Origin of the sequence: Rhizobium sp. 18055 (assembly GCF_902706285.1) — a bacterium.
Taxonomy (GTDB): Bacteria; Pseudomonadota; Alphaproteobacteria; order Rhizobiales; family Rhizobiaceae; genus Rhizobium.
The window spans coordinates 423,930-449,229 of sequence record NZ_CACSKD010000003.1 but is presented as its reverse complement, the minus strand read 5'-3'; the positions used below and the strand labels follow the sequence as shown (position 1 = coordinate 449,229).

The 25,300-nt window shown below is 60.2% G+C and carries 26 protein-coding genes; 20 read left to right on the top strand and 6 right to left on the bottom strand.

Annotation, left to right across the window (positions count from 1 at the left end):
- Positions 1-14 precede the first annotated feature (14 nt).
- On the top strand, positions 15-884 hold the full coding sequence (locus tag GVL52_RS08445; protein WP_160005750.1) for a 23S rRNA (adenine(2030)-N(6))-methyltransferase RlmJ: 870 nt from the start codon (positions 15-17) through the stop codon (positions 882-884).
- Positions 885-944: 60 nt separating this feature from the next.
- Positions 945-1,541: a glutathione S-transferase family protein gene (locus GVL52_RS08440; protein WP_160005748.1), complete on the top strand. Its 597-nt coding sequence runs from the start codon at positions 945-947 to the stop codon at positions 1,539-1,541.
- Here the strand turns inward: GVL52_RS08440 and GVL52_RS08435 are convergent.
- Entirely contained in the window at positions 1,532-2,437 is a 906-nt protein-coding gene (locus tag GVL52_RS08435; protein WP_160005746.1) for a LysR family transcriptional regulator, read from the bottom strand. The genes GVL52_RS08440 and GVL52_RS08435 overlap by 10 nt on opposite strands.
- 107 nt (positions 2,438-2,544) lie before the next feature.
- Here GVL52_RS08435 and GVL52_RS08430 point away from each other — a divergent pair, with 107 nt between their 5' ends.
- Positions 2,545-3,393 (top strand): oxidoreductase, encoded by an 849-nt coding sequence (locus GVL52_RS08430; protein ID WP_160005744.1) that lies wholly within the window; start codon positions 2,545-2,547, stop codon positions 3,391-3,393.
- A gap of 70 nt (positions 3,394-3,463) precedes the next feature.
- Here GVL52_RS08430 and GVL52_RS08425 read toward each other — a convergent pair whose 3' ends face one another.
- Positions 3,464-4,096 carry an outer membrane protein gene (locus GVL52_RS08425; protein WP_160005742.1) on the bottom strand — a complete coding sequence of 211 codons (633 nt, stop codon included), beginning with the start codon at positions 4,094-4,096 and terminating at the stop codon, positions 3,464-3,466.
- Positions 4,097-4,459: 363 nt separating this feature from the next.
- Here GVL52_RS08425 and GVL52_RS08420 point away from each other — a divergent pair, with 363 nt between their 5' ends.
- The 5 genes from GVL52_RS08420 (at position 4,460) to GVL52_RS08400 (ending at position 8,676) form a co-directional block, all read left to right on the top strand.
- Entirely contained in the window at positions 4,460-5,227 is a 768-nt protein-coding gene (locus tag GVL52_RS08420) for an SDR family oxidoreductase (protein ID WP_160005740.1), read from the top strand.
- Positions 5,224-7,263: an excinuclease ABC subunit UvrC gene (gene uvrC / locus GVL52_RS08415; RefSeq protein WP_160005738.1), complete on the top strand. Its 2,040-nt coding sequence runs from the start codon at positions 5,224-5,226 to the stop codon at positions 7,261-7,263. The genes GVL52_RS08420 and uvrC overlap by 4 nt, the downstream gene beginning before the upstream one ends.
- 110 nt (positions 7,264-7,373) lie before the next feature.
- On the top strand, positions 7,374-7,964 hold the full coding sequence (gene pgsA, locus GVL52_RS08410; protein ID WP_160005736.1) for a CDP-diacylglycerol--glycerol-3-phosphate 3-phosphatidyltransferase: 591 nt from the start codon (positions 7,374-7,376) through the stop codon (positions 7,962-7,964).
- Entirely contained in the window at positions 7,961-8,215 is a 255-nt protein-coding gene (gene moaD, locus GVL52_RS08405) for a molybdopterin converting factor subunit 1 (RefSeq protein ID WP_160005734.1), read from the top strand. The genes pgsA and moaD overlap by 4 nt, the downstream gene beginning before the upstream one ends.
- Positions 8,212-8,676, top strand: coding sequence for a molybdenum cofactor biosynthesis protein MoaE (locus GVL52_RS08400; RefSeq protein WP_160005732.1), 465 nt, complete (start codon positions 8,212-8,214; stop codon positions 8,674-8,676). The genes moaD and GVL52_RS08400 overlap by 4 nt, the downstream gene beginning before the upstream one ends.
- On the opposite strand, the gene GVL52_RS08395 is transcribed toward GVL52_RS08400, so the two are convergent.
- Positions 8,677-9,564, bottom strand: a complete 888-nt coding sequence (locus tag GVL52_RS08395; RefSeq protein WP_160005730.1) for a branched-chain amino acid ABC transporter permease — start codon at positions 9,562-9,564, stop codon at positions 8,677-8,679.
- A 62-nt stretch (positions 9,565-9,626) separates the two neighbouring features.
- On the opposite strand from GVL52_RS08395, the gene GVL52_RS08390 reads away from it, so the two are divergent.
- The gene (locus GVL52_RS08390; RefSeq protein WP_160005728.1) at positions 9,627-10,178 is read left to right on the top strand and encodes a CGNR zinc finger domain-containing protein; all 552 of its coding nucleotides are present in this window, start codon (positions 9,627-9,629) and stop codon (positions 10,176-10,178) included.
- Complete coding sequence (locus GVL52_RS08385; protein WP_160005726.1) at positions 10,175-10,678, top strand: hypothetical protein; 504 nt, start codon at positions 10,175-10,177, stop codon at positions 10,676-10,678. The genes GVL52_RS08390 and GVL52_RS08385 overlap by 4 nt, the downstream gene beginning before the upstream one ends.
- A gap of 73 nt (positions 10,679-10,751) precedes the next feature.
- On the opposite strand, the gene ndk is transcribed toward GVL52_RS08385, so the two are convergent.
- Positions 10,752-11,174 (bottom strand): nucleoside-diphosphate kinase, encoded by a 423-nt coding sequence (gene ndk / locus GVL52_RS08380; RefSeq protein ID WP_160005724.1) that lies wholly within the window; start codon positions 11,172-11,174, stop codon positions 10,752-10,754.
- Between the two features lie 203 nt (positions 11,175-11,377).
- On the opposite strand from ndk, the gene GVL52_RS08375 reads away from it, so the two are divergent.
- From GVL52_RS08375 to GVL52_RS08350, 6 genes are all read left to right on the top strand, one after another.
- On the top strand, positions 11,378-11,893 hold the full coding sequence (locus tag GVL52_RS08375) for a DinB family protein (protein ID WP_160005722.1): 516 nt from the start codon (positions 11,378-11,380) through the stop codon (positions 11,891-11,893).
- Between the two features lie 143 nt (positions 11,894-12,036).
- Complete coding sequence (locus GVL52_RS08370) at positions 12,037-13,086, top strand: diguanylate cyclase (RefSeq protein WP_200847784.1); 1,050 nt, start codon at positions 12,037-12,039, stop codon at positions 13,084-13,086.
- A gap of 47 nt (positions 13,087-13,133) precedes the next feature.
- A complete protein-coding gene (locus GVL52_RS08365; RefSeq protein WP_160005720.1) occupies positions 13,134-15,017 on the top strand; it encodes an ABC-F family ATP-binding cassette domain-containing protein in 1,884 nt (627 codons plus the stop codon).
- A gap of 129 nt (positions 15,018-15,146) precedes the next feature.
- The gene (locus tag GVL52_RS08360) at positions 15,147-15,983 is read left to right on the top strand and encodes a polysaccharide deacetylase family protein (protein WP_160005719.1); all 837 of its coding nucleotides are present in this window, start codon (positions 15,147-15,149) and stop codon (positions 15,981-15,983) included.
- A gap of 109 nt (positions 15,984-16,092) precedes the next feature.
- The gene (locus GVL52_RS08355; protein WP_160005718.1) at positions 16,093-17,019 is read left to right on the top strand and encodes a Gfo/Idh/MocA family protein; all 927 of its coding nucleotides are present in this window, start codon (positions 16,093-16,095) and stop codon (positions 17,017-17,019) included.
- Between the two features lie 61 nt (positions 17,020-17,080).
- Positions 17,081-17,626 carry a GrpB family protein gene (locus tag GVL52_RS08350; RefSeq protein ID WP_160005717.1) on the top strand — a complete coding sequence of 182 codons (546 nt, stop codon included), beginning with the start codon at positions 17,081-17,083 and terminating at the stop codon, positions 17,624-17,626.
- A gap of 5 nt (positions 17,627-17,631) precedes the next feature.
- On the opposite strand, the gene GVL52_RS08345 is transcribed toward GVL52_RS08350, so the two are convergent.
- Both GVL52_RS08345 and GVL52_RS08340 read right to left on the bottom strand, forming a co-directional pair.
- The gene (locus GVL52_RS08345) at positions 17,632-18,081 is read right to left on the bottom strand and encodes a DNA polymerase III subunit chi (RefSeq protein ID WP_160005716.1); all 450 of its coding nucleotides are present in this window, start codon (positions 18,079-18,081) and stop codon (positions 17,632-17,634) included.
- Complete coding sequence (locus tag GVL52_RS08340; RefSeq protein WP_160005715.1) at positions 18,078-19,574, bottom strand: leucyl aminopeptidase; 1,497 nt, start codon at positions 19,572-19,574, stop codon at positions 18,078-18,080. The genes GVL52_RS08345 and GVL52_RS08340 overlap by 4 nt, the downstream gene beginning before the upstream one ends.
- A 311-nt stretch (positions 19,575-19,885) precedes the next feature.
- Between GVL52_RS08340 and GVL52_RS08335 the strand changes: the two genes are divergently transcribed.
- The 4 genes from GVL52_RS08335 (at position 19,886) to GVL52_RS08320 (ending at position 25,233) form a co-directional block, all read left to right on the top strand.
- Positions 19,886-20,530 (top strand): phosphatase PAP2 family protein, encoded by a 645-nt coding sequence (locus GVL52_RS08335; protein WP_306440354.1) that lies wholly within the window; start codon positions 19,886-19,888, stop codon positions 20,528-20,530.
- 97 nt (positions 20,531-20,627) lie between these two features.
- Positions 20,628-21,803 (top strand): LptF/LptG family permease, encoded by a 1,176-nt coding sequence (locus tag GVL52_RS08330; RefSeq protein WP_160005714.1) that lies wholly within the window; start codon positions 20,628-20,630, stop codon positions 21,801-21,803.
- Positions 21,800-22,888, top strand: a complete 1,089-nt coding sequence (gene lptG, locus GVL52_RS08325) for an LPS export ABC transporter permease LptG (protein ID WP_160005713.1) — start codon at positions 21,800-21,802, stop codon at positions 22,886-22,888. The genes GVL52_RS08330 and lptG overlap by 4 nt, the downstream gene beginning before the upstream one ends.
- Positions 22,888-25,233, top strand: a complete 2,346-nt coding sequence (locus GVL52_RS08320) for an LPS-assembly protein LptD (protein WP_160005711.1) — start codon at positions 22,888-22,890, stop codon at positions 25,231-25,233. The genes lptG and GVL52_RS08320 overlap by 1 nt, the downstream gene beginning before the upstream one ends.
- The last annotated feature ends 67 nt before the right edge of the window (positions 25,234-25,300 follow it).

Sequence of the window (25,300 nt, the reverse complement as noted above, 5' to 3'; positions counted from 1 at the left end):
AGGCATCAGCGAAAATGAACTATCGCCACATCTACCATGCGGGCAATTTTGCCGATGTGCTGAAGCACGCCGTTCTGGCGCGCCTTGTCGTCTACATGCAGAAGAAGGATGCGGGCTTCCGCGTTCTCGACACGCATGCCGGCGTCGGCCTCTACGATCTTTCCTCCGAAGAGGCGCAGAAGACCGGCGAATGGCAAGATGGCATCGGCAAATTGCTGGCAGCCGAACTGGCGCCACAGGTGGCAGAACTGCTGGAGCCCTATCTTGCAGCGGTGCGCGAACTGAACCCGGATGGTGGGCTGCGCTTTTATCCCGGCTCGCCGAAGCTGTCGCGCATGCTGTTCCGCACGCAGGACCGGCTGTCGGCAATGGAGTTGCATCCGGAAGATTATCTGAAGCTGCACCGCCTGTTCGAAGGCGACCATCATGCGCGCATCACCGAGCTCGACGGCTGGCTGTCGCTCGGTGCGCATCTGCCGCCGAAGGAAAAGCGCGGCATCGTGCTTGTCGATCCGCCCTTCGAGGAAGACGGCGAGTATGACCGGCTGGTCGATGGATTGGCGCGAGCCTATCGTCGCTTTCCCGGCGGCACCTATTGCCTGTGGTATCCGATCAAGAAGAATGCGCCGCTGAAGGAATTCCACGAGGCCCTGCAGGCGCTCGACATTCCGAAGATGCTGTGCGCCGAACTGACCGTTCGCAGCGATCGCGGCATGACGGGCCTGACGGGCTCCGGCCTTGTCATCGTCAATCCGCCGTTTACCCTGAAGGACGAGTTGCATGCGCTGCTGCCGGCGCTGAAGGATCACATGGCGCAGGATCGCTATGCCTCGCACAGGGCCTTCTGGCTGCGCGGCGAGACCAAGACCGTCAAGCAGGATTGACCGCGCCTGTCGCGCGCGAAATAGTCCGCGCACATTTCAAGCATTCCAGAGAGAACGACAATGAAGATCCTTTGCGCACCAAGCTCCCCCTACTCCAGCAAGGTGCGCATGGCGGCGCGCTATCTGGCGCTCGATGCGACCGAGATCCGCGTCGATACCAATGCCGGCCCGGCGATCCTCGTCGATAACAATCCGCTCGGCAAAATCCCGACGCTGCTGACCGACGACGGTGTTTCGGTCTACGACAGCCTGGCGATCATGCATTATTTCGACCGGATCAAGGGCAAGCAGCTCTATCCTGCAAAGAATGCCAAGCGGACCGAAGCCGAGATTCTCGAGGCGCTATGCGACGGCATTTGCGATTGCCTGCTGGCGATCGTCTATGAGCGCCGCTTCCGCGACGAGGAGAAGATTCACCAGCCATGGATCGACCGGCAGTGGAAGAAGGCCGTCAGCGGTCTCAGCCATCTGAGCGTTCACGTGCCGAAGATCGGCAAGAAGCTGCATGGCGGCCATTTCGCGCTGGCAGCGACGCTCGGCTATCTTGACCTGCGCTTCAAGGACCAGTGGGAGGCCGAGCATTCCGAGCTGATCGGCTGGCTGCGCGAGTTCGAAAAGAAGTTTTCCGCCTATGCCGAGCTGAAGCCTCAGGGCTGAGGTCGCTCCCTGTCGGCCTTGACGAAATCGATGAAGGCACGCAGCGCCGTCGGCAATTGCCGGCGGCTTGGATAGTAGAGAAAGAAGCCCGGATAGAACGGGCACCAATCCTCAAGCACCCGCACTAGCCTGCCGTCCTCGATTGCGCTGCGCACCTGATCTTCGAAGAGATAGCCGAGCCCGTCTCCCTGCAGCACCGCATCGGAGATGATGTCCTGGTCGCCAAGCGTCAGCGGCCCCTGCACTTCGATCTCAAGCTCGATCCCTCCCCGTTCGAATTCCCAACGATAGAGCGCGCCGCCGGCAAAGCGGTAACGAACGCAGGCGTGATCCTTCAGATCGTGCGGCGTCAGAGGCTTGGCTTTGTTTTCGAAATAGCCGGGTGCGCCGACGACGGCGAAGCGGTGGCGCGGGCCGATCGGCACCGCGATCATGTCGGCGGCGATGCTCTCGCCGAAGCGTATGCCGGCATCGAAGCCTGAGGAAACCATATCGACGAGCGCGTCGTTGATGACGATCTCGACCTCCACCGAGGGATAGGCCCTGAGGAAACGCGAGACGATCGGCAGCAGCACCAGCCTCGTGGCGGCACGGGCGGCGTTGATGCGCAGCTTGCCGTAGGGCTGGCCGCGAAAGGTGTCGAGATCATCGAGCGCCGCGTCAATATCCAAAAAGGCCGGGCGGATGCGATCGAACAGCCGCTCGCCGGCTTCCGTCAGCGCCACGCCGCGGGTGGTCCGGTTCACCAGCCGCACTTCCAACCTTTCCTCGATGGCCCGAAGCGCGTGGCTCAGCGCCGAGGCGGTAACGCCCAGTTCCACGGCCGCCTTGCGGAAGCTGCGGTGGTTGGCGATGCCAAGGAAGATTGCCAGATCGGTGGACCGTACACGTCGCATTGATGAATATTCCTCATCACCTCATGGAGCAGAAGGTAAATTCTCTCACCTATATGCATACGCTACCTTGGCTGTGTCAGTAAATCACAGCGCGAAAGGAAAACGTCATGCGTGTTTGGTTCATCACTGGTGCATCGCGAGGCTTCGGTGCCCTCATCACCCAGCAAGCCCTCAATGCCGGCGACGCGGTCGTGGCCACGGCCCGCAACCCGAAGGGGCTGGAGGAGAAATTCGGGAATCATTCGAATCTGTTGGCCGTCGCACTTGATGTCACGGATGAAGCATCGGCCCACAAGGCTGCCGAACAGGCGGTCAAGCGGTTCGGCCGGATCGACGTCCTGCTCAACAATGCCGGCTTCGGCCTGCTCGGCTCCGTCGAGGAAGCCACGACGGACGAGATCGAAAAGCTCTATGCCACCAACGTCTTTGGTCTGCTGAAGGTTACCCGTGCGGTGTTGCCGCATATGCGCCGCCAGCGCTCGGGTCATGTGGTCAATATCTCGTCTATCGGCGGATATGTCTCGCATGCCGGCTGGGGCGTCTACTGCTCGACCAAATTTGCGGTCGAGGGCCTGACGGAAGCGCTTGCCGCCGAAGTGGCGCCTCTCGGCATCAAGGCAACGGTTGTCGAGCCGGGCTTCTTCCGCACCGACTTCCTGGACGAGAGTTCGCTTTCGGTCAGCCCGAGCTCGATTGCCGACTACAATGAAACACCTGCCGGGGAGATGCGGGAACTGGCAGCGGGATTCAACCACCAGCAGCCCGGCGACCCTGCCCGTTTCGCCAAGGCGATGATCACGCTTGTCCATTCGGACAATCCGCCGCTGCGCATGCCGTTCGGCACGGACACCGTCGCGGCGATCGAGAAGAAGAATGCAAGTGTTGCCGCGGAACTGGCAGCGTGGCGCGAACTGGCCGTCTCGACGGACTTTCCCAAAGACACCAACGCCGCCTGATCCTGTCGAACGCGCAACAAAAAAAGCCGGGCGCTGAGGCCCGGCTTTTCTCATTTCATGATCGGCTGGATCAGAACTTCATGCCGATACCGACCTTGACGCTGTGTTCGTCATAGCCGCGGGAGATGTTCGCGCCACCGACATTGAAGTCGTTCTTCTGATAGTCGGTGTAACGGTATTCGATGCGAGCGGTGATGTTGTTCGTGACCATCGCTTCTGCACCAGCACCGACCGTGTAGCCAAGCGCACTGTCGCTGTCAGAGCCGGCAGCGTTGCTGAACTTGTTCTTGGTTGCAGCCAGACCGGCCGTACCATAGAGCAGGAAGGGGTTCAGGTCGTAACCGATACGGCCACGCAGCGAGCCGTTGACCTGGTTCTTGGCAGTGCCGCCATCGACAGCGCCGTCAGCGCCGGAATAACCGATGTCGCCTTCGACGCCGTATACGATCTGGCCCATCTGCCAGTTGTAACCGCTGTAGAGCTGGCCGCCGAATGCACGTGCATTGTACGTGTCGGCGAAGCCGCCCATGTTGTATGTGCCAGCGCCGCCGAGGTAGAAGCCCTGCCAGTTGCCCGTTGGTGCCGGGTCGTTCTGGGCGATCGGTGCTTCCGGCACCTGATCGACGGCGTCGGCCGCGTAAGCAGCGGAGAAGCCACCGAGGGCAACGGTCGAAATCAACAGGCTAGCAATAAACGTACGCATACTCGTCTCCTTATCAATCCCGCGCCCTTCGTCGACTGTTTTACAGCGAAGCATTCGCGAGCAATTACTCATGTCCCTTGCGGATCGAGGGTGAAATTGATGTGCAAATGCGGATTTGGAAGAGCCAAAATGTGATTTGATTGTGGCGCCCGGGTGGCTGAAATTCGATGTTGCTTTGGCGCAACAGGATATTTGTTAACCATAACGAATGGTTAATCCATGAATACTTATTTTATCTAATTATTCTCTTCAATAATACATACGCAATCCAAGTAGCGTTCGCAATCACGACGCCTATTTATAAGATCACAACACACGCCTATATAAGCAGCGCATAGATTTGCGCGACAAAGAGGCATGATTTTGAGCGATACAAGACTTCGGACGGCGTTGGTCACGGGTGCAGCGAAACGAATAGGCAGGGCAATAGTCGAAGATCTTGCCGCAAGCGGCTTTGCCGTCGCCGTCCATGCCAACCGCTCGATCGGCGAGGCCGAGGATTTCGTGGCGGAATTGCGGCAAAGGGGGGTTCGGGCCGTTTGCCTGCAAGCCGATTTAAAACAATCACAAGCCGCTAACGATCTCGTGAACAGGGCCTGCGAGGCCCTCGGACCCCTCGATCTGCTCGTCAACAACGCGTCGGCCTTCCATAATGATTCGGCGCATCAGTTCGATGCCGCCGCCTGGGACGAGCATTTCGCGCTGCATCTGCGGGCGCCAACGATTCTCTCGGCTGCTTTTTCCGCGCAGCTCCCCGATGATCAGGCCGGGCTGATCGTCAACGTCATCGACCAGCGGGTCTGGGCCCTCAATCCCGGCTTTTATTCCTATACGCTCTCCAAGGCAGCGCTCTGGACCGCAACGCAGACGATGGCGCAGAGCTTTGCGCCGCGCATCCGCGTCAACGCTCTTGGCCCCGGCCCGACGGTTCGCAGCGCACGACAGAGCGAAGAGGACTTCCAGGCGCAGGTCGACGGCCTTATCATGAAGGCGGGGCCGGGATTCGGCGAGTTCGGACAGACGATCCGCTTCCTCTATGATACGCCCTCGATCACCGGCCAAATGATTGCCCTCGACGGCGGCCAGCATCTTGCCTGGCAGACGCCCGATGTGGCGGAGATTACAGAATGAATTCAAGGAAGCTGCCGGATGGCGGCGTTCTTTACGACGAAACCGACGAGACCGAAGACGATATCGAAGTGGAGAGCGACCTCTCCGCCGCGCCCATTTCGGCTGCGATCGACTGGAACGAGGGCGGGATCAACAAGACGGGTCTCGTTGGCGCCGACCTGATCGCCGAATTCGTCAAGCAGCTGCCCAACAGCCCCGGCGTCTACCGCATGTTCAACGAGGCCGGCGATGTGCTTTACGTCGGCAAGGCGCGCAGCCTGAAGAAGCGCGTCAGCAATTATGCGGTGGGCCGCGTCCACTCCAATCGTATTGCGCAGATGGTTCGCCAGACCGCGCATATGGAGTTCGTGACCACACGCACCGAGATCGAAGCGCTGCTGCTGGAAGCGAATCTGATCAAGCGGTTGCGGCCGCGCTTTAACGTGCTTTTGCGCGACGACAAGTCGTTTCCCTACATCCTGATCGGCGGCGACCACCGGGCGCCTGCCATTCTGAAGCATCGCGGCGCGCGGGCCCGCAAGGGCGATTATTTCGGACCCTTCGCGTCAGCCGGTGCCGTTGGCCGCACGATCAACTCGCTGCAGCGTGCGTTCCTGATTCGGACCTGCGCGGACAGCGTGTTCGAGACGCGCACCCGCCCCTGTCTGCTCTACCAGATCAAGCGCTGTTCGGCGCCCTGCACGCATGAAATCAGCGATGCGGGCTACGGCGAACTGGTGCAGGAGGCCAAGGACTTCCTTTCCGGCAAGAGCCAGAAGGTGAAGGCGCATATGGCCGAGGCGATGAACCAGGCGGCCGAGGATCTGGATTTCGAGCAGGCCGCCGTCTATCGCGACCGCCTCGCCTCGCTGTCGCATGTTTCCAGCCACCAGGGCATCAATCCTGCAGGCGTCGATGAAGCCGACGTGTTTGCGATCTATCACGAGGGCGGCATATCCTGCATCCAGGTGTTCTTCTTCCGCACCGGGCAGAACTGGGGCAACCGCGCCTATTTCCCCAAAGCCGACCCGCAACTGACCGGCGCCGAAGTGCTGAGCGCCTTCCTGGCACAGTTCTACGACGACAAGCCCGTGCCGAAGCAGATCCTGCTGTCGGAAACCGTCGATGAGATGGAGTTGCTGGCAGCAGCACTTGCCGAAAAGGCCGGGCACAAGATATCGGTCGTGGTGCCGCAGCGCGGCGAGAAGCGCGATCTGGTGGAACACGTGATCGGGAACGCCCGCGAGGCGCATGGGCGCAAGCTTGCGGAGACGGCTTCGCAGTCGCGGCTGCTCGAAGGTTTCAAGGATACGTTCAAGCTCTCCTACGTGCCGCAGCGCGTCGAGATCTACGACAACTCGCATATCATGGGCACCAATGCCGTCGGCGGCATGGTGGTGGCGGGGCCGGAAGGTTTCGTGAAGAGCCAGTATCGCAAGTTCAACATCAAATCGACCGACATCACCCCCGGCGACGACTTCGGGATGATGCGCGAAGTAATGACGCGGCGGTTCTCACGGCTGATCAAGGAAGAAGGCATCCCGGATAGAAGCCAGCCGGCCGCGCCGGCGGATGCGGCCGACATGCCCTTCCCTGCCTGGCCCGACGTGATCCTGATCGACGGCGGTCAGGGACAGATGACGGCGGTGCGCGGGATTCTCGAAGAACTCGGCATCACCGACAGTGTCATCGCCATCGGCGTTGCCAAGGGTGTCGACCGCGACGCCGGCCGTGAGCGGTTCTTTTTGCCGAAGGGCGAGAGCTTCACGCTGCCGCCGCGCGATCCGGTGCTTTATTTCACCCAGCGCATGCGCGACGAGGCACACCGCTTCGCCATCGGCTCGCACCGGGCACGGCGCAAGAAGGAGATGGTGAAAAACCCCCTCGACGAGATCGGCGGCATCGGCCCTTCACGCAAACGTGCGTTGCTGCAGCACTTCGGCACGGCCAAGGCGGTGTCGCGGGCGGCGTTTTCCGATCTGATGGCTGTCGAGGGCATTTCGGAAACGGTTGCCAAGCAGGTTTACAATCATTTTCACGACGACGCCGCGAAATAGGCGGCGTCGGTCGCAAATTCCACGCAAAGGCAGCGAAAAAACAGAAAGAATGTTGACGGTTTGCAGTCAAAGCCGTCATCTACCGACGCACCAATTTAGAGAAGCAATTCATGGCATCGCGCGCATACAACATCCCCAATCTGCTGACCTACGGCCGTATCCTGGCCGTGCCGCTGATCGTTTTGTGCTTCTTCCTCGAGGGGAAGCTGGCAATCAGCAACACCGCCCGCTGGGTGGCATTGTGGATCTTCGTCATCGCGTCGCTCACCGATTTTCTCGACGGCTATCTCGCTCGCATCTGGAATCAGACGTCCAATATCGGCCGGATGCTCGACCCGATCGCCGACAAGCTGCTGGTCGCCTCGATTCTGCTGCTCGTTGCTGCGGATCAGACGATTGCCGGCTGGTCGATCTGGGCGGCAATCACCATTCTTTGCCGCGAGATCCTGGTGTCGGGCCTGCGCGAATATCTGGCGGCGCTGAAGGTCAGCGTGCCGGTGACGCGGATCGCCAAGTGGAAGACCACGGTTCAGTTGGTCGCCATCGCGTTCCTGCTGGCCGGACCTGCCGGCGACGAGGTATTTCCCTACACGACGATGACCGGCATCGGTCTGCTCTGGATCGCCGCGATCCTGACAATCTACACCGGCTACGACTATTTCCGCGCCGGCATCAAGCACATCGTGGAAAACGACGAATGACCAAACTCATCTATTTCGCCTGGGTACGTGAGCGGATCGGCAAGGGTGAGGAGGATATCACCCTGCCCTCATCCGTGGTCACCGTTTCCGATCTTCTGAGTCATTTGAAGACGTTGGGCGAAGAGTATGAGACGGCGCTTCAGTTTCCGGACGTGATCCGCGTGGCGCTCGATCAGGAGCATGTCGAGCATGACGAGCCGATCGGAGACGCCCGCGAGATCGGCATTTTTCCGCCGATGACGGGGGGATGACCGTCCCGGTCCCCACCATCCGTGTGCAGAGCGAGGATTTCGACCTGCAGCGCGAAATCGATCTGCTGAGAGGCGGAAAGCCCGGCATCGGCGCGATCGTTACCTTTTCCGGCCTCTGCCGTGACGAAGGCGGGACGCTCGATGCGCTGGAGCTCGAGCATTATCCGGGCATGGCCGAGACGGAGATGAAACGGATCGCTGACCTTGCGATCGAACGGTTCAAGCTTGCCGGCCTGACGGCCATTCATCGCTATGGCAGGATCGCTGCGGGGGAGAACATCGTGCTGGTCATTGCCGCAGCCCCGCATCGGCAAGCCGCATTCGACGGCGCCAATTTCGTCATGGATTTCCTCAAGACATCGGCGCCGTTCTGGAAAAAGGAACATGGCAAGGATGGTTCGGCCCGGCAATGGGTCGCGGCCAAGGATGCCGATAACACCGCGCGGGACAAATGGAAATGATCAGGGTATCGCCCGCTCCCGCCGGCTGAGCACCAAGAGCAGGATCAGCAGCGAGAAGACTACGAGATCGCGCCAGAGGAACGGTCCATAGGCCGTCCATAGGGTTTCTCCCACGCCGAGACCGGCAGCACCGCCGGCCGATTTCAGCGGATCCGAATAGCCGCCGACGGCTGCCACCTTCAGCCCGAACAGCATGCCGGCGCCGAAATCCATCGTGCCGTAATAGGCGGTGGAAAGAATGCCGCACAGCGTCGCCATCAGTACGGCGGCGGCATAGGCCATCAGAAACACACGGTCGGCGCTGGTGCCACAGAGTTCGGCTGCCAGCGGATCGTCGGTGACGGCGCGCCAGATGCGGCCCCAGGATGTTTGCTTCAGCACGAAAGCGCCGGCAGCGATGAAAGCGCACATCAATCCCGTGTTGATCAACTGGATCGCCGTCAGCACCACCTCGAAATCGCCGCTCCGCCAGAAGACGACGCGGCCGTTGAGGAATGGCGGCAGCCAGAGACTGCGGGTGCTGGATGCCAGCCGGGCCGTCTCCATCAGCACGATGGTGATGCCGAGGGCGGCAACGATGACGGTGTTCGATGATTGGCGCACCAGCGGCAGCATGATCGACCGGCCGATCCATATCCCTGCCCCCATCGAATAGAGCACGGAGACCGTAGCGCCGAGGGCGAGTGCTGCCGGGAAAATCAGCCAGAGCCTGTTGTATCCGAAATCCGTGAACAGCAGCAGCATCTGGCCGGCGAAGGCGAAGATGGCGCCATAGGTGATATCGGCCCGCTTGGTGACGCCGAAGGCAAGGGCATAGCCGAAGGCGAGCGCGGCGTAGAGTGCTGCCAGCGGGACCGCATTTGCCAGTTGCTGCAGCAGATAGGCCATCGGGAGCTCCTCGCTGTCAATTAATAACTGGCAAAATGCATTTTACCAGTTATATTTTCACCATGAGCTTTTTATGGACCGCACATCGCTTCTCCGGTGGCGCACTTGCGCTCGACGTCGCCAACAGCGTCGTGCTCAGGCATGATGAGGCACGCCGGGTCGATCGCTTCGACATCGATGCGCAGTTGCAGGCGTTTCCGCAGGCGGCGGCAGAATTCTGTGCCGAGCGGGCGATCTTCGGCGAAGTCGTGCCGGTGATTGCTGTGAGCAAGGGCGCCTTCCTTGCCTTGCGCGAGGCGACGGATCGGTATTTTCGCAGCCGGGTTCTGTCAGGCAGCGATGACGCTCTGCTTGCCGCCTTGCTGGAGGCGGTCGCGCTTGTTTTGCGCGGAGCGTCGGAGCCTGCGGGCGTCGATCGTGCGACGGCGCATTCGGCGCTGGCGCTGATCGCCATGCCCGAGCCGGAGCGGATGAAGATCTGCGGCAATTGCGGCTGGCTGTTTCTCGACCGCAGCAAGAACAGGAGCCGGGCATGGTGCGACATGGCGGTCTGCGGCAACCGCGCCAAGGCGAACCGGCACTACCGACGCCGGAAACAGGAGGACCCGGCATGAGGGTGCTTGGGATCGCTGTCCTTGCGGCAGCGACGCTGCTGGCGGGATGCCAGCGGGAGAGCGATACGCTGGTCGAAGTCAGCGGCCATATCTTCGTTTTCAACTACCGCGTCGCGGTGGCCACCTATCTGGTGACGCTGAACAAGAAGGGGCCGATGCCGGATGGAGCGGTGGCGATTGCCGAGTTCGAGAACCCGGCTGGCGGTGATCCACTGGTGGTCAACGAGACGATCTTACCTGCCTGGGACAAGATCACGCTGCAGAGCCTGCCGGTGCATTGCGTCAGGGAGAACCGGCCCTACGCCGTCACCATCCGGCTGATCGACGCCTCGGGAAAAGTGCTGCAGAGCCTGACGACGACGGTGACGTCAGACACGGACCAGTCGCTGATGCCAGCCAAGCCGCTGGTGGTCGGGCCGCTCTACACGAAAAACCCCGAGGTGTTCAAAGCCGATGGAACAGTGGACTACGGTTCCGACCCCACCTGCCCCGCGACATGAAAAAAGCCGGAGCAATGCCCCGGCTTTTCTAGAGTCCATTCAATGCGTTCAGCGGATTGGCTGAACTCTTGAATCAGCCAACGATTTCGGTGGCCGAGAACCAGTAGGCGATTTCTTCGGCAGCGGTCTCAGGAGCGTCCGAACCGTGAACCGAGTTCTCGCCGATCGACAGAGCGTGAACCTTGCGGATCGTGCCTTCGTCAGCGTTTGCAGGGTTGGTTGCGCCCATGATTTCGCGGTTCTTCAGGATGGCGCCTTCGCCTTCCAGAACCTGAACGATGGTCGGGCCCGAGGTCATGCCTTCAACCAGTTCGCCGAAGAAAGGGCGTTCCTTGTGAACGGCGTAGAAGCCTTCAGCTTCGCGTGTGCTCATCCAGACGCGCTTGGAAGCGACGACGCGGAGGCCGGCATCTTCGAGCATCTTGGTGATGGCGCCCGTCAGGTTGCGCTTCGTTGCATCCGGCTTGATCATCGAGAAGGTGCGTTCAATCGCCATTGTAATAATCCTCAGTTATCGGGGAAAAGTGGGCGGTGTTTACCCGTCCGATAGCCTGAAAACAAGGGGGCACCGGTAATTTCACGCTGCCGTCATAGAGTGGGTCACCCGCAGCGGCCCATCGCGAATTTTCATGGCAACATCATCCCTATTGCGGTCGAAGCGGGATAGGGTGGCGGCAAATCAGGAGCATGGGGACAGAAATGCTGAAGCAGTACCGGATGTTTGCGGACTATAACCGATGGGCCAATGCGCTGGTCTATGCCGCTGCCGCAGATCTGACCGACACGGAATACCGGGAAAACCGCGGGGCGTTCTTCGGCTCGATGCATGCGACGCTCAACCATATCCTGTCGGCCGATCGTATCTGGATGAAGCGTTTTACCGGTGAGGGCAGCGCGCCGACGACGCTCGACAGCATTCTCTACGACGACCTTGCAGAGCTTCGCGCAGCCCGCGATCTCGAGGACCGGAGGATCATCGACTGGGTCGATACACTCGACGACGGCGCGCTGGCCCGGACCTTCACCTATACGCCGGTCTCCCGGCCGGGTGCCGTCACCCAACCGCTGTGGCCGGCGCTGTCGCATCTTTTCAACCACCAGACGCATCATCGCGGCCAATGTCACATGACATTGACCTCGCTTGGGAAAACCAGCCTCGGCATGGATATCAGCTACTTCCTGCACAGCGACGGCAGCAGATGGCTCGCCCAGTAACGGCAAGATCGCATTAACCGCATTGCTCAAATTCTGAAGTCTAGTTTACCCGGAAAAGCTGCAAATTCAGATCATCTTAAATAGTAGAGCGCATAGCGAATGGAGAACAAGGCCGGACAGGGCCGACGAGCGAGGGATTGATCATGGCGAATGCAGCATCGAGTCCACAGGCGCAGCGCGAAACGCAGCGTCCAGCCGCCGTTACTGACATCCAGCGGATCAGCCAGCATATGTCGAGGCTCAATGTTGCCGGCCTGCCCCGTAACTACGAGCTGTTCCATGAGGCGATCATCGGCCAGAACGCCGCTCTTGCACAGGATATCGCAGCGCTTGGGGCTGCGCCGAGACAACCTTCACTCGACGAGATCGGCCTGAAATACCGCCTTGTCAGCCATTGCGGGCTGGTCGGCGAGACCTCGCAGGCCGAGATGAGCAAGATGCTGCGCGATGCGGTCGAGCGCCTGGCGGAAAGCCTGCGGCAGAAACAGAGTTTCATGCGCGCGGCCGAGACCGCACTCAAATCCATTTCCGGCAATCCCGAGCAGAGCCTCTCCTCGTTCATGAGCGAGATGGAGTATCTTTCCACTTCGCTGGACAGCCTGCTTGCCGGCGAGACCGACCTTGAACAGAAGCTGCGCCATGACGTCGAGCGGATGGAAGCGCTGGAGCGTGGCGTGGCCGCCGCGCAGTCCGCCTCTTCGACGGACCGGCTGACCGGCCTTCCCAACCGGATGGCGCTCAACAAGACTATCCTGGACCTCTACGAACGGGAGGAAGGGTCTGCCGGCAGTGCGCTGATCATGGTCGATATCGACGATTTCAAGGCACTGAACAGCCGCTACGGCACGCAGACCGGCAGCCGTCTTCTCAAGAAGCTTGCCGACCTGTTCCGCAAGTCGATCAAGAAGCACGACTTCGTGGCCCGCACCGATGGCGACGAGTTCACCTTCCTGTTTGCCAATGTCGGCATGCAGGAGGCGATGGCGATCGCCGAGCGCCTGCGCAATTCCGTCGAGGAGAGCGTGGTGTTCGCGACGTCGGACAACGCGCCCAATGCCAAGCTGACCGTCTCGCTCGGTGTGGCGCTGAGTGCAGATGCGGTAACAGCGTCGCAGCTTCAGGCCAATGCCCGAATTGCGCTGCATGCCGCCCAATCGAACCGCCGTCTGCCGGTACAAGCCTTCGGACGCTGACAGACAGGCACTTGCGCTGATCGCGGGTTTCGGCCAAAACGCCGGGCATGATCACGATTAGCGATATTTCCGCCCGTATTGCAGGCCGCCTGCTTCTGGACCACGCCAGCGTTTCGCTGCCTTCGGGCACGAAGGCTGGCCTTGTCGGCCGTAACGGCGCCGGCAAGTCCACCCTGTTCCGCATCATCACCGGCGATCTCGGAGCCGAGACCGGCTCGATCTCGCTGCCGAAGAATGCGCGCATGGGCCAGGTTGCCCAGGAGGCGCCGGGCACCGAGGATTCGCTGATCGAGATTGTTCTCGCAGCCGACAAGGAGCGCGCGGCACTGATGGCGGAAGCCGATACCGCCACCGATGCGCACCGCATTGCCGAAATCCAGATGCGCCTTGTCGATATCGACGCACACTCTGCAGAATCGCGCGCGGCCAGCATTCTGTCCGGCCTCGGCTTCAACCAGGAAGCCCAGGCGCGGCCGGCCTCGTCGTTCTCCGGTGGCTGGCGGATGCGCGTGGCGCTGGCCTCGGTGCTGTTCACCGAGCCGGATCTGCTGCTGCTCGACGAGCCGACCAACTATCTCGATCTCGAAGGCACGCTGTGGCTCGAGGACTACATCAGGCGCTACCCGCACACCGTCCTGATCATCAGCCATGACCGCGACCTGCTCAACAATGCCGTCAACTCGATCGTCCATCTCGACCAGAAGAAGCTGACCTTCTATCGCGGTGGTTACGACCAGTTCGAGCGGCAGAAGGCGGAAGCCGACGAGTTGCAGACCAAGGCGAAGGCCAAGAACGATGCGGCCCGCAAGCATCTGCAGGGCTTCATCGACCGCTTCAAGGCCAAGGCTTCCAAGGCCCGCCAGGCGCAGAGCCGCGTCAAGGCGCTGGAGCGCATGGGTACGGTGGCATCGGTCATCGAGGATCACGTGCAGCCGATCACCTTCCCAGAGCCCGACAAGCAGCCCGCCTCCCCGATCGTTGCGATCAATAGCGGTGCCGTCGGCTATGAACCCGGCAATCCGATCTTGAAGGGTCTCAACCTTCGCATCGACAATGACGACCGCATCGCGCTGCTCGGCTCGAACGGCAACGGCAAATCGACCTTCGCGAAATTCATCTCCGGTCGCCTCGCGGCCGACAGCGGCGAAGTGAAGCTGGCGCCGAGCCTGAAGATCGGTTTCTTCGCCCAGCATCAGCTCGACGACCTGATCCCAGATCAGTCGCCGGTGGAGCATGTGCGCCGGCTGATGCCGGATGCGCCGGAAGCCAAGGTTCGCTCGCGCGTGGCGCAGATGGGCCTCGCAACCGAGAAGATGGCAACCGCTGCCAAGGATCTGTCGGGCGGCGAGAAGGCTCGCCTGCTGATGGGGCTTGCCGCCTTCCACGCACCGAACCTGCTCATTCTCGACGAGCCGACCAACCACCTCGACATCGACAGCCGTCGCGCGCTCATCGAGGCGCTGAACGACTACGAAGGCGCCGTCATCCTGATCTCGCATGACCGCTATCTGATCGAGGCGACGGTCGACCGGCTGTGGCTGGTCAACAATGGCACGGTGTCGGCCTTCGAGGGCGATATGGATGAATACCGGGATCTGATTGTCTCTTCCGGTAAAAAAAAAGAAGAAAAACCGCAGCTAGCTGACGATGCCGCCACCAAGGCGGACCAGCGCAAGCTCAATGCCGAACGGCGCGCCTCGCTGGCGCCGCTGAAGAAAAAGATCAACGAAATCGAATCGTTGACGGGCAAGCTGGAGAAACTGATTCAGGGTCTTGATGCAGAGCTTGCGGACCCGGTGCTCTACGAGAAGGCGCCGGCCAAGGCCAAGGAGAAGGCAAGGCAGCGTGGCGAGGCTGCGGCCAAGCTAACTGCCGCCGAAGAACAGTGGCTTGAGCTATCCTCCGAGTACGAAGAGGCTATGGCAGGATAGCCACAGGCTTTATTCAAGCGCACTCAAACTAGCATTTGTTAGTGCGCTCACGGCCAAAAGAAACCGATCGTTAACCATAATCCTAAAGGTTGTCGCAACATTCATTACTGATTTGTTGAGACACTCTTCATGCATCGTTTCGCTTTCTATTCCGGCCTTATTCTCTGCGCCGCGCTCGCCGGCTGCCAAACAACCAAGCAACCTGCGCCGGACAAGACGATCAAAACGTCGTCGATCGTCGGGCCTGAGGGCAAGCAGGATGTTACCGGCAGCGACACCGCTGACCAGACAATCACCCTTCACGGCAGCAAGCACCATCTGGCGGGGCGTACGCTGACGGTTTCTTCCGTCCACGACATCCGACTGCAGGACAAGGAAGTCATCCTCAGCTTCGACGACGGCCCGATCCCCGGCCGCACCGACCGCGTGCTGGCGACGCTCGACGAGTTCGGCGTCAAGGGCGCCTTCATGATGGTCGGCGAGATGGCTGCACTCCACCCGGAACTGGCCAAGAAGGTCGCGATGGATGGCAATGCCATCGGCAGCCACACCTACAAGCATGACAATCTCGCAGCCCTGACCTTCGATATGGCGATGGCGGAGGTGATGCGCGGCGAAGCGGCCGTCACCAAGGCGACCGGCGTCGATGTCAACTTCTTCCGCTTCCCCTATCTTGCCGATAGCCACAAGCTGCGCGCAGCCGTTGCCATGCGTGAGATGGTGGTGATGGACGTCGATGTCGACAGCAAGGACTATTTCAACACGACGCCCGCATCCGTCACCAAGCGGACGCTCGATCTTCTGCACAAGCGCGGACACGGCATCATCCTGATGCACGACATCCACAATCGGACAGTCACCATGCTGCCAACCCTTCTCACCAAGCTGGAGGCCGAGGGCTACAAGGTGGTGACGCTGAAGTTCAAGAAGCCTACTGCTGCGCCTGCCGTCATGGCGTCGCTGTAGTCCGGGTTCGCAATCGGTGTGCCGGTGCTTGCCCACCGGCATCTTTCTGGTAAAACAGACGCAAAATAAATCATACTATTGAGCGAAACACCGAACGCGAGCCAGCAGCATGTCACCCATCAACCTCGCCATCGTTGGCGTCGGCAAGATCGTCCGCGACCAGCACCTCCCTTCCATCGCCAAGAACCCGGATTTCAACCTGATCGCCACTGCGAGCCGTAACGGCACCGTCGATGGCGTCCAGAGTTTTACCGCCATCGAGGAGATGCTCGACGCCGTGCCAGAGATCGACGCCGTGTCGCTCTGCATGCCGCCGCAGTACCGCTATGATGCCGCTCACAAGGCGCTGTCCGCGGGCAAGCACGTGTTCCTGGAAAAGCCGCCGGGCGCGACGCTCAGCGAAGTCGCCGATCTCGAGAAGCTTGCCGCCTCCAAAGGCTTGTCACTGTTTGCCAGCTGGCATTCGCGCTATGCAGCGGCCGTCGAGGCTGCGAAAACCTTCCTCGCATCCACGACCATCGAGAGCGTCCACGTCGTCTGGAAGGAAGACGTGCGCCAATGGCATCCGAATCAGGACTGGATCTGGCAGGCCGGCGGCCTCGGCGTGTTCGATCCCGGCATCAATGCCCTGTCGATCGTCACGCATATCCTGCCGAAGGCGATCTTCCTGACCAGCGCGACGCTGGAGTTTCCTGAAAACCGCGATGCGCCGATTGCCGCCGACCTCCATTTCAAGAATGCCGACAACGTGCCGGCACGCGCCGAGTTCGACTGGCGCCAGACCGGCAAGCAGAGCTGGGATATCTTTGCGGAAACCGCTGCCGGGCAGATGGTTCTCGCAGAGGGCGGCTCGAAGCTGTCGGTCAACGGCGAGTTGACCTTCTCGGCACCGGAGGAGGAATATCCTTCGCTCTACCGGCGCTTCGCCGAGATCGTCAAAGCGGGCCAGTCGGATGTCGATCTGGCACCGCTGCGCCACGTCGCCGATGCGTTCATGCTCGGCAAGCGCAAATTCGTCGAGGCGTTTCACGATTGATTCGAAATTGCCGAACCCCGTGATACTGTGACCTATTCACTTGGTATCGCGGAGGTTCGGCATGCGAGATGATGAGTCGTTCGGCCTGGGATTGAAGAACCTGACGGTTGCGCTCGCCGTCCCAAATGCGTTGTGGCATGACGCCTACGAAGTGGAGGCGGAGGCCATCCGCGAGGCGCTTGGCGACATGGCGATCGACATCCAGCATGTCGGCAGCACGGCGATCCCAAACATCAAGGCAAAGCCGATCATCGACATCATGGTCGGCATCAAATATTTCGCCGATGGCCTGTCTTGCGTCGGCGCAATGGAGAGCATCGGCTACGATTATGCCGGCACTGACATCGTACCCGACGACCATATCTTCGGGCGCGGTATCGAAGGCGATACCCGCACCCACCTCGTGCATGTGGTCGAATATCGTAGCAGCAACTGGAACCGTATGCTGGCGTTTCGCGACGCGCTGCGCGCCAATCCAGAGTTGGCCCGCGCCTATGAGGAGCTGAAGGTCGGGCTGGCCGACGCCCATGCCGGCAGCCGTGCCGAATACACCAAGTCAAAACACGATTTCATCGACAGGGTCGTTCTGGATGCGGGCCTCAGCTGATCCGCTCAGGCCTTCTTTTCCCAACGTCCCTCTGACGTCTGCTGCCAGTAGGTGAGGCTGTGCCCCTCGCCTTTGAGCTTCTTCCACTGGGCGCGCGCGCCTTCCAGCTGTTCCTGGTCGTAACCATCGAACATGAAGACCACACGCTCGTAGGGATCGAGCGGCGGAGGCTCGGCGCCACCGACGATGAAGCGGACGGTTGCGCCGTTTGCATTGTCCTCAGTGACGGTCAGGAGAACCGGCTGGTTGCCGGCCAATTCCCCCTCATCCGTTCCGTGCGGCAGGAAGCTGTCCTCGCGGAAGGTCCAGAGATGCGTGTCGAGCGCATCCCTGTGTGCCGTTTCCTTCATCTGAACCGCGACGCGCCAGCCGCGCTCGACGCTTTTGTCGAGCAACGGCGGAAGCGCGTCTTCAAGCTTCGATTCGGTCAGATGATAGAACAGGACTTCGGTCATGATTCGTAGTTGGCGCGAACCAGCTCGTCGAGCAGACGCACGCCGTAACCCGATCCCCACGACTGATTGATCTCATCCAGCGGCGAGCCCATGGCGGTGCCGGCGATATCGAGATGCGCCCAGGGCGTGTCACCGACAAACCGCTTCATGAAATGCGCAGCCGTGATCGAACCGGCATGCCGACCGCCGGTGTTCTTCATATCAGCGAACTTGCTGTCGATCATCTTGTCGTATTCCTTGCCCATCGGCATGCGCCAAAGGCGTTCGTGGGTCTCCAGGCCTGCTGCCGTCAGCTGCTCGGAAAGCTGGTCGTCGTTGGAAAACAGGCCGGCCTGGATATTGCCGAGCGCGACCAGGATGGCACCTGTCAGCGTGGCAAGATCGATCATGAACTTCGGCTTGAAGCGATCGTTGCAATACCAGAGGGCATCACAGAGAACGAGACGACCTTCGGCATCGGTGTTGATGACTTCGATGGTCTGGCCGGACATCGAGGTGACGATATCGCCGGGGCGCTGCGCATTGCCGTCAGGCATGTTCTCGACGAGGCCGATGATGCCGACGACGTTGGCCTTGGCCTTGCGGGCTGCCAGCACATGCATCAGGCCGGTCACGGCCGCAGCACCGCCCATGTCGCCCTTCATGTCCTCCATGCCACCGGCCGGCTTGATCGAGATGCCGCCGGTATCGAAGACGACGCCCTTGCCGACAAAGGCAATCGGGGTTTCGCCACTCTTGCCGCCCTTCCACTGCATGATGGCCAGACGTGGCGGACGTACGGAGCCCTGCGCCACGCCGAGTATCGCGCCCATGCCGAGCGTCTGCATCTCTTTTTCGGTCAGGATCTCGACATCGACGCCGAGCTTCTCGAGTTCCTTGGCCTTGGCCGCAAACTCCACCGGACCCAACACATTCGCCGGCTCGTTGACGAGATCACGGGCGAGATTGACGCCATCGGCCACAGCCTGCGAGACCTTGAAGGCCTTCGCAGCCTCGGCAGCACTTGCCGTGACGATGCGCACCTTGACGGTGCTGCCATCCTTGCCGTTGCTGTCATCGTCGGATTTCTTTGTCTTATAGGTGTCGAAACCATAGGCGCGCAGCAGCATCCCGAGCGCGAAGTCGGCTGCCTGAGTTGCCGTGACATCGGCGCCGGGCGCGTCCAGGAATATCGTCACATCTGTGGTGTTCTTGATTTTCGATGCAGCAGCACCGCCAACCTTCAGCCAATCAAACGAAACGAGATCTTCGGCCTTGCCGAGACCGATCACGAAGATACGCTCCGCTTTGGAGCCTTCAGGCGCGACCAGGTCCAGGGCGCCTGCGAGCTTTGCGCTGAAACCGGCGATCTTCGAGGCCTTTGCAACCACGCCCGAGGGATCGGCGGCGCTGGCGCCTGCCGCGAGATCCGCACCCTTGGTCTGCAGCAAAATGGCGTAGCCGCCGGCAATTTCGGCAGATTTTTCAAACGATATATCGAACTTGGCTGACATGTCTTCTCCAATGGATTGTTGTAAATCCTCTCGTCCGATCATTCAGGTTTTCACCACCGAAGACAAGTCTTTGTGCCCGGTCTTTGTACCCGGCAGGCATCCGGAACCGCAGAAGTTGCGTCAATAAAGCGTCATCGGCCGCGGCTATTGGTTGGTGGAACCGAGGTGATGAGGATCGAGCGTTGAGCGCCATACTGAAGGCTTTTGGACCGGCCCCATGGCAAAGCCGGCGGTATCGCGCCGCAGATGCCTTCAAGATCCTTCTGGTGCTGTGGGTGGCACTCCTTGCGCTTTTCAATCTGCTTCCAGAGATCGACCAATCCATCTCCGGCCATTTTTTCGTTCGCGAAACCTGCGGCGACGCTGGTCTTCGGAATATTTGCGGGCACTTTCCCTATCGCCAGGAGTTCAATCTGCAACTGCTTCGGACGCTGTCCCTGCGTCTTCCCTATCTGGTCGCGCTATTCCTACTGTGGGAACTGGCGGATTGCTACAGCCACTATGGAGCCACGTTCAACGCAATGCGCGCGAGGGCGTTGAAAGTCGCGCTCGGCTCACTCATCGCTGGCCCTATCGTGCTGGTGAACTTCATTCTCAAAAGCCACTGGGGTCGGCCACGGCCATCAACGACAATCGATTTCGGCGGGACGCTCGACTTTGTGCAAGCAGGGTCCATGGCCGGCAAGTGCCTGTCGAACTGTTCGTTCGTCTCGGGAGAAGCCGCAGGCGCCGGCTGGCTCCTATGCCTTCTGTTTCTGGTGCCGCGCCCGTTGCGCGTGCCGCTTTTCGCGCCGCTTGCCACCATTTCATTGCTCGCCCCGGCGCTGCGGCTTGCCTTCGGAGCGCACTACCTGTCCGACGTCATCCTCGGCTGGCTATCGTCTTTCGTTGTTTTTGCAGGCGTGCTGGCGCTGACCGATTCGCCACAGCCGGAAAAAAAACTGAAAATTGAATGAATTTTCGACGGCAGCTTGTCGCAAAAGCAAACCAAAAAGCGTAGATGGTTTGCGCTGCGTGGCGGCAAGAATTCGCGAAGAGCGTTCAAGGGCGTGCATGAAACTGCTTGAAACATATATATTGCGGCGCGTGGGCCAGATGTTTCTCGTCGCCCTGTTACCCGTGCTTGCGATCATCTGGACGACTCAGGTGCTGCAGCGCATCAATCTGGTGACCGATAGCGGCCAGTCGGTCGGCTCGTTTGCCAAGCTCGCGACCCTTATCCTGCCGTCGATCATTCCCGTCGTGCTTCCATTCGCGCTGGTGATCGGCGTGACACAGACGCTGACGACGATGAACAATGATTCGGAGCTTGCCGTTATCGATGCAGCCGGCGCACGGCGCAGCATCATCTGGCGCCCGATCCTCATTCTTGCCGCCGTTATCAGCGTGTTCTCCTTCTTCGTCGACAACGTCGTCGAACCGAAGGCCAAGACCGGCGCAAGACAAATGATTGCCGCGGCTTACGCCGATCTGCTCTCGACCGTCATTGAAGAGAAGAACTTCCGCAAGATCGACGACGGCCTCTACGTTCAGATCTCGGAGCGGCTTGCGGGCCGCGTCCTGAAGGGTCTTTTCGTTGTCGATGAACGCGATCCGGCCTTCGAGCTGATCTATTATGCGCGTGAAGGCGCCGTTGACGAGAAGGGCACGTCGCTGATCATGCATGATGGCGAAGTGCATCGCAAAACACCGACCGGCGACGTCTCGGTGATCCGATTCGATTCCTATTCCTTCGATCTGTCGGACCTGACCCAGAACCGCGGCCAGTCTACATTGCGTGCGTCAGACCGCGAACTGCCGTTCCTGCTCAATCCCGATACGACCGACAAGGACTACGTCTCAAGGCCGGGAAGCTATCGCGCAGAGTTGCACCGACGGCTGACCGATTGGCTGCTGCCGATGGTCTACGCGCTGATTTCACTGGCGATCGCCGGCGACGCCCGTTCGCATCGCGAAGCGCGGCTGCACCCGATGGTCTCGGCACTGGTCATCGCCTTTACCGTCCGCTGGGCAACCTTCTACGCGGCCAACCAGATCGAAGCCAAACCGATATTCATCGGGGTTCTATACGCGATCCCGATTGTCATCAGCATCACGTCGATCATATCGCTCGTGCTGCACAAACGCGTGTCTCTGTTCGGCTTTCTGGTTGATCGAATCGCGGCCGTCGTGCGCAGCGTCCGGCAGGGATCGCGTCCAGCCGGGCCTTCGGCCGGAGGAAACGCATGATCTTCGGAACACTGGGCCGCTATTTTTTCCGCCGCTACCTGATCACGACGATCTGGTTTTTCCTCGGCGTCACCGGCATCGTCTATCTGGTCGATTTCAGCGAAACCGCCAGCCGCATGTCGGGCCTCCCCGGCTATACCGTTGCCGGCGGACTGCTGATGACGGCCGTGCGCCTGCCGCTCATTCTCCAGCAGACGGTGCCTTTCATTGCCCTTTTCGTCGGCATGACAGTGCTGATCGGGCTGAACCGCAAATACGAACTCGTGGTAACGCGCGCAGCCGGGATTTCGGTGTGGCAGTTCATGTCACCGTTCATCGCCGGCTCGTTCATGCTCGGCATCGGCGTCATGGCCGTGCTCAATCCGCTGGCGGCCTGGGGACAGCGACAGGCCGCGTCCGTGGAAAGCAACTGGCGTGGCGACAATGGCTCGACCAACGGCGCGCCGGAGGTTCCGTGGATCCGCCAGATCAGCGGCCAGGACGACGTCATCATCGGTGCGCATAACGTTCTCGAGGGCGGAACGCTGCTCGTCGATGCTGTGCTGGTGCACTTCGATTCGACCAACCACATCATCCTCAGACAGGATGCGGCGTCGGCAAAATTGGAAGATGGTTACTGGCTTCTTAAGAACGTTATGGAGCGACGCCCCGGCGAGATTGCCCAGCGTAAGGATGAGGTACAAGTCCGTACCAATTTGAAACGAGACTTCGTTGAACAGAGGCTTACAGCCCCTGAAACCATTGCATTTTTCGACCTTTCGAGCCGAATCGAAGCAGCCAAGTCATTTGGAATTCCGACCAAGGCTCTAGAGACTCAATTCCACTCATTGTTGTCCCAACCACTGCTCCTCGTGGCGATGACTCTCATTGCTGCAACAGTGTCCCTAAAATTTAGCCGGTTCAACCAATCACGGTCCGTGATTCTGGGTGGAATCCTATCGGGCTTCGTGCTTTATGTGATCACCGTGCTTGTGAAAGCATTCGGAAGCAGTGGGGTTGTCCCGCCTTTCGTGGCGACGTGGATCCCGGTCACCGTCGCCTTGGCTTTGGGTGCAACAATTCTGCTTCATCAGGAGGATGGCTAGTGGCGGCAGGCAACCGCAAAAGTGTTCGTAAGCAGTTGGTTGCCCTGTTCGTAGGCGTAGCCCTGTGCAGCTATACCGGCAGTATTCCTGTCGCCATCGCGCAAGACGCTTTGCAAAACATGAAGCCCAATGTCTCGAAGGAAGCCAAGATGCTTCTTTCGGCAAATGAGCTTATTTATAACAAGGACGCAGAGATCGTTTCTGCTGTTGGCGGCGTACAGATAAATTACGCCGGCTACAAAATGGTCTCGCAGCGGGTCGAGTACAATCAGAAGACCGGCCGGATGATGGCGCTCGGCAATGTCGAGCTCGTCAGCCCGGACGGCAACAGAATGTATGCCGACAAGCTGGATATCACCGACGACTTCGCGGACGGTTTCGTCAATTCGCTGCGCGTCGAAACTGCGGACAACACGCGCATCGTCGCCGAAACCGGCGAACGTGTCGGCGGAACGCAGATGATTTTCAACAAGGGCGTCTATACCGCCTGTCTGCCCTGCGCCGAGAACCCGAAGAAGCCTCCGTTCTGGCAGGTGAAAGCCGAGCGCGTCGTGCAGAACGGCGAGAAGCACACGATTCGCCTCGAGCACGCCCGCATGGAACTGCTAGGTCATCCGATCGCCTACGTGCCTTGGCTTGAGGTTCCCGACAACACGGTAAAGCGGAAGTCCGGCTTCCTGTTCCCGAGCTTTGTTACGGCCGAAAATCTCGGCTTTGGCGTTTCGGTCCCGTACTACTACGTGATCTCGCCCAGTATGGACGCGACGGTTACAGGGACCGGCTATACGACCCAGGGTTTCCTGGCTGAGGCCGAATTCCGCCAGCGCTTCGAGAACGGCACTCATACGCTACGCATCGCCGGCATCAATCAGATGAACTCAAGCCAGTTCTCTGCCGGAACCAGCGACGCCGAAAGCGATACACGTGGGATGATCGCGTCGAAGGGCGCGTTCCAGATCAACCCGCGCTGGGCGTTCGGATGGGACGTCATGGTGCAGAGCGACAACAATTTCGCGCGCACCTACAGCCTCAAGGACCTCAAGGATTCGACGCGTACCAATCAGGTCTACCTGACCGGCCTTGGCAAGCGTAACTACTTCGACCTGCGCTCCTTCTATTTCGATGTTCAGGACGCGGATCCGAACAACACCGCCGAAAAGAAGCAGGCGATCGTCTATCCTGTGATGGACTATCACTATGTGGCGCCTCAGCCGCTTGCCGGCGGCGAAGTGTCGGCTGACGTGAACTTCACCAACATCTCGCGTGGCCATGAAGACTTTTACAACGTGGCAGGCTTCGATCGTTATCGTGGCCTCGAAGGCCAGACATCCCGCCTGACGGGTGAACTGACTTGGAAGCGGACCTTCGTTACGCCCGCCGGCGTGCTGATCACGCCATTGCTCGCCGCTCGCGGTGACGCATTCGCGCTCAACATGGACGATCCGACGGGTTACACCGGCGGCTACGACACCAGCGATGCGGCGACGCGCGGAATGGTGACCGCCGGACTGGAGATGCGCTATCCGATCCTCGGCACGACGGCGAACAGCACCCATGTGTTCGAGCCGATCATGCAGATCTATGCCAGACCAAACGAATCGCTGGCCGGAGCGCTTCCCAACGAAGACGCGCAGAGCTTCGTGTTCGACGCGACCAACCTGTTCGAGCGCGACAAGTTCTCAGGCTACGATCGGGTAGAGGGCGGCACACGCGCCAATGTCGGGTTCCAGTACACCGGGACATTCGACAACGGCTACAAGCTGCATGGTATCTTCGGCCAATCCTACCAGCTCGCCGGTCAGAACTCCTTCGACACCGACGACCTGGTCAATGTCGGCGCTGATTCCGGACTGGAAAGCAGCCGTTCGGACTATGTTGGCCTCGGCGGCATCGAAACGCCGCAGGGCTTTGCCTTCGCAGCGTCCTATCGTCTTGACGAGAAGACCTTCGAGCTTCGCCGTGGCGATCTGACGGCAGGTTTCCAGACAGACACCTTCCAGAGCCAGTTGCTCTATACGCACGTGTCTGCGCAGCCTGAATACGGCTACGATACCGACAACGACGAAGTCCAGACGAAGGCGATGGTCAAGTTCAAGGATTACTGGTCGGTCTTTGGCGGTATCGCCTACGATCTGAACAACAATACCTTCACGCGCCAGACGATCGGCCTGACCTACGAAGACGAGTGCACGATCTTCACGATCGCCTACTCCGACAAGCGGGACACCAGCGACCAGTCGGCAAGCGACTGGACGATCGGTGCGCGCCTGACGTTCCGTACGCTTGGCGACATCAACGTCGGTGACGCCAGCCAGCTGGGTTACGGTAACATCTACAGCAACTGACCGAATTTGTGATGCGGCGAAAGAAGGGAGCCTTTCTTTCGCCGTAACGCTGTGCAGGACATTGTCG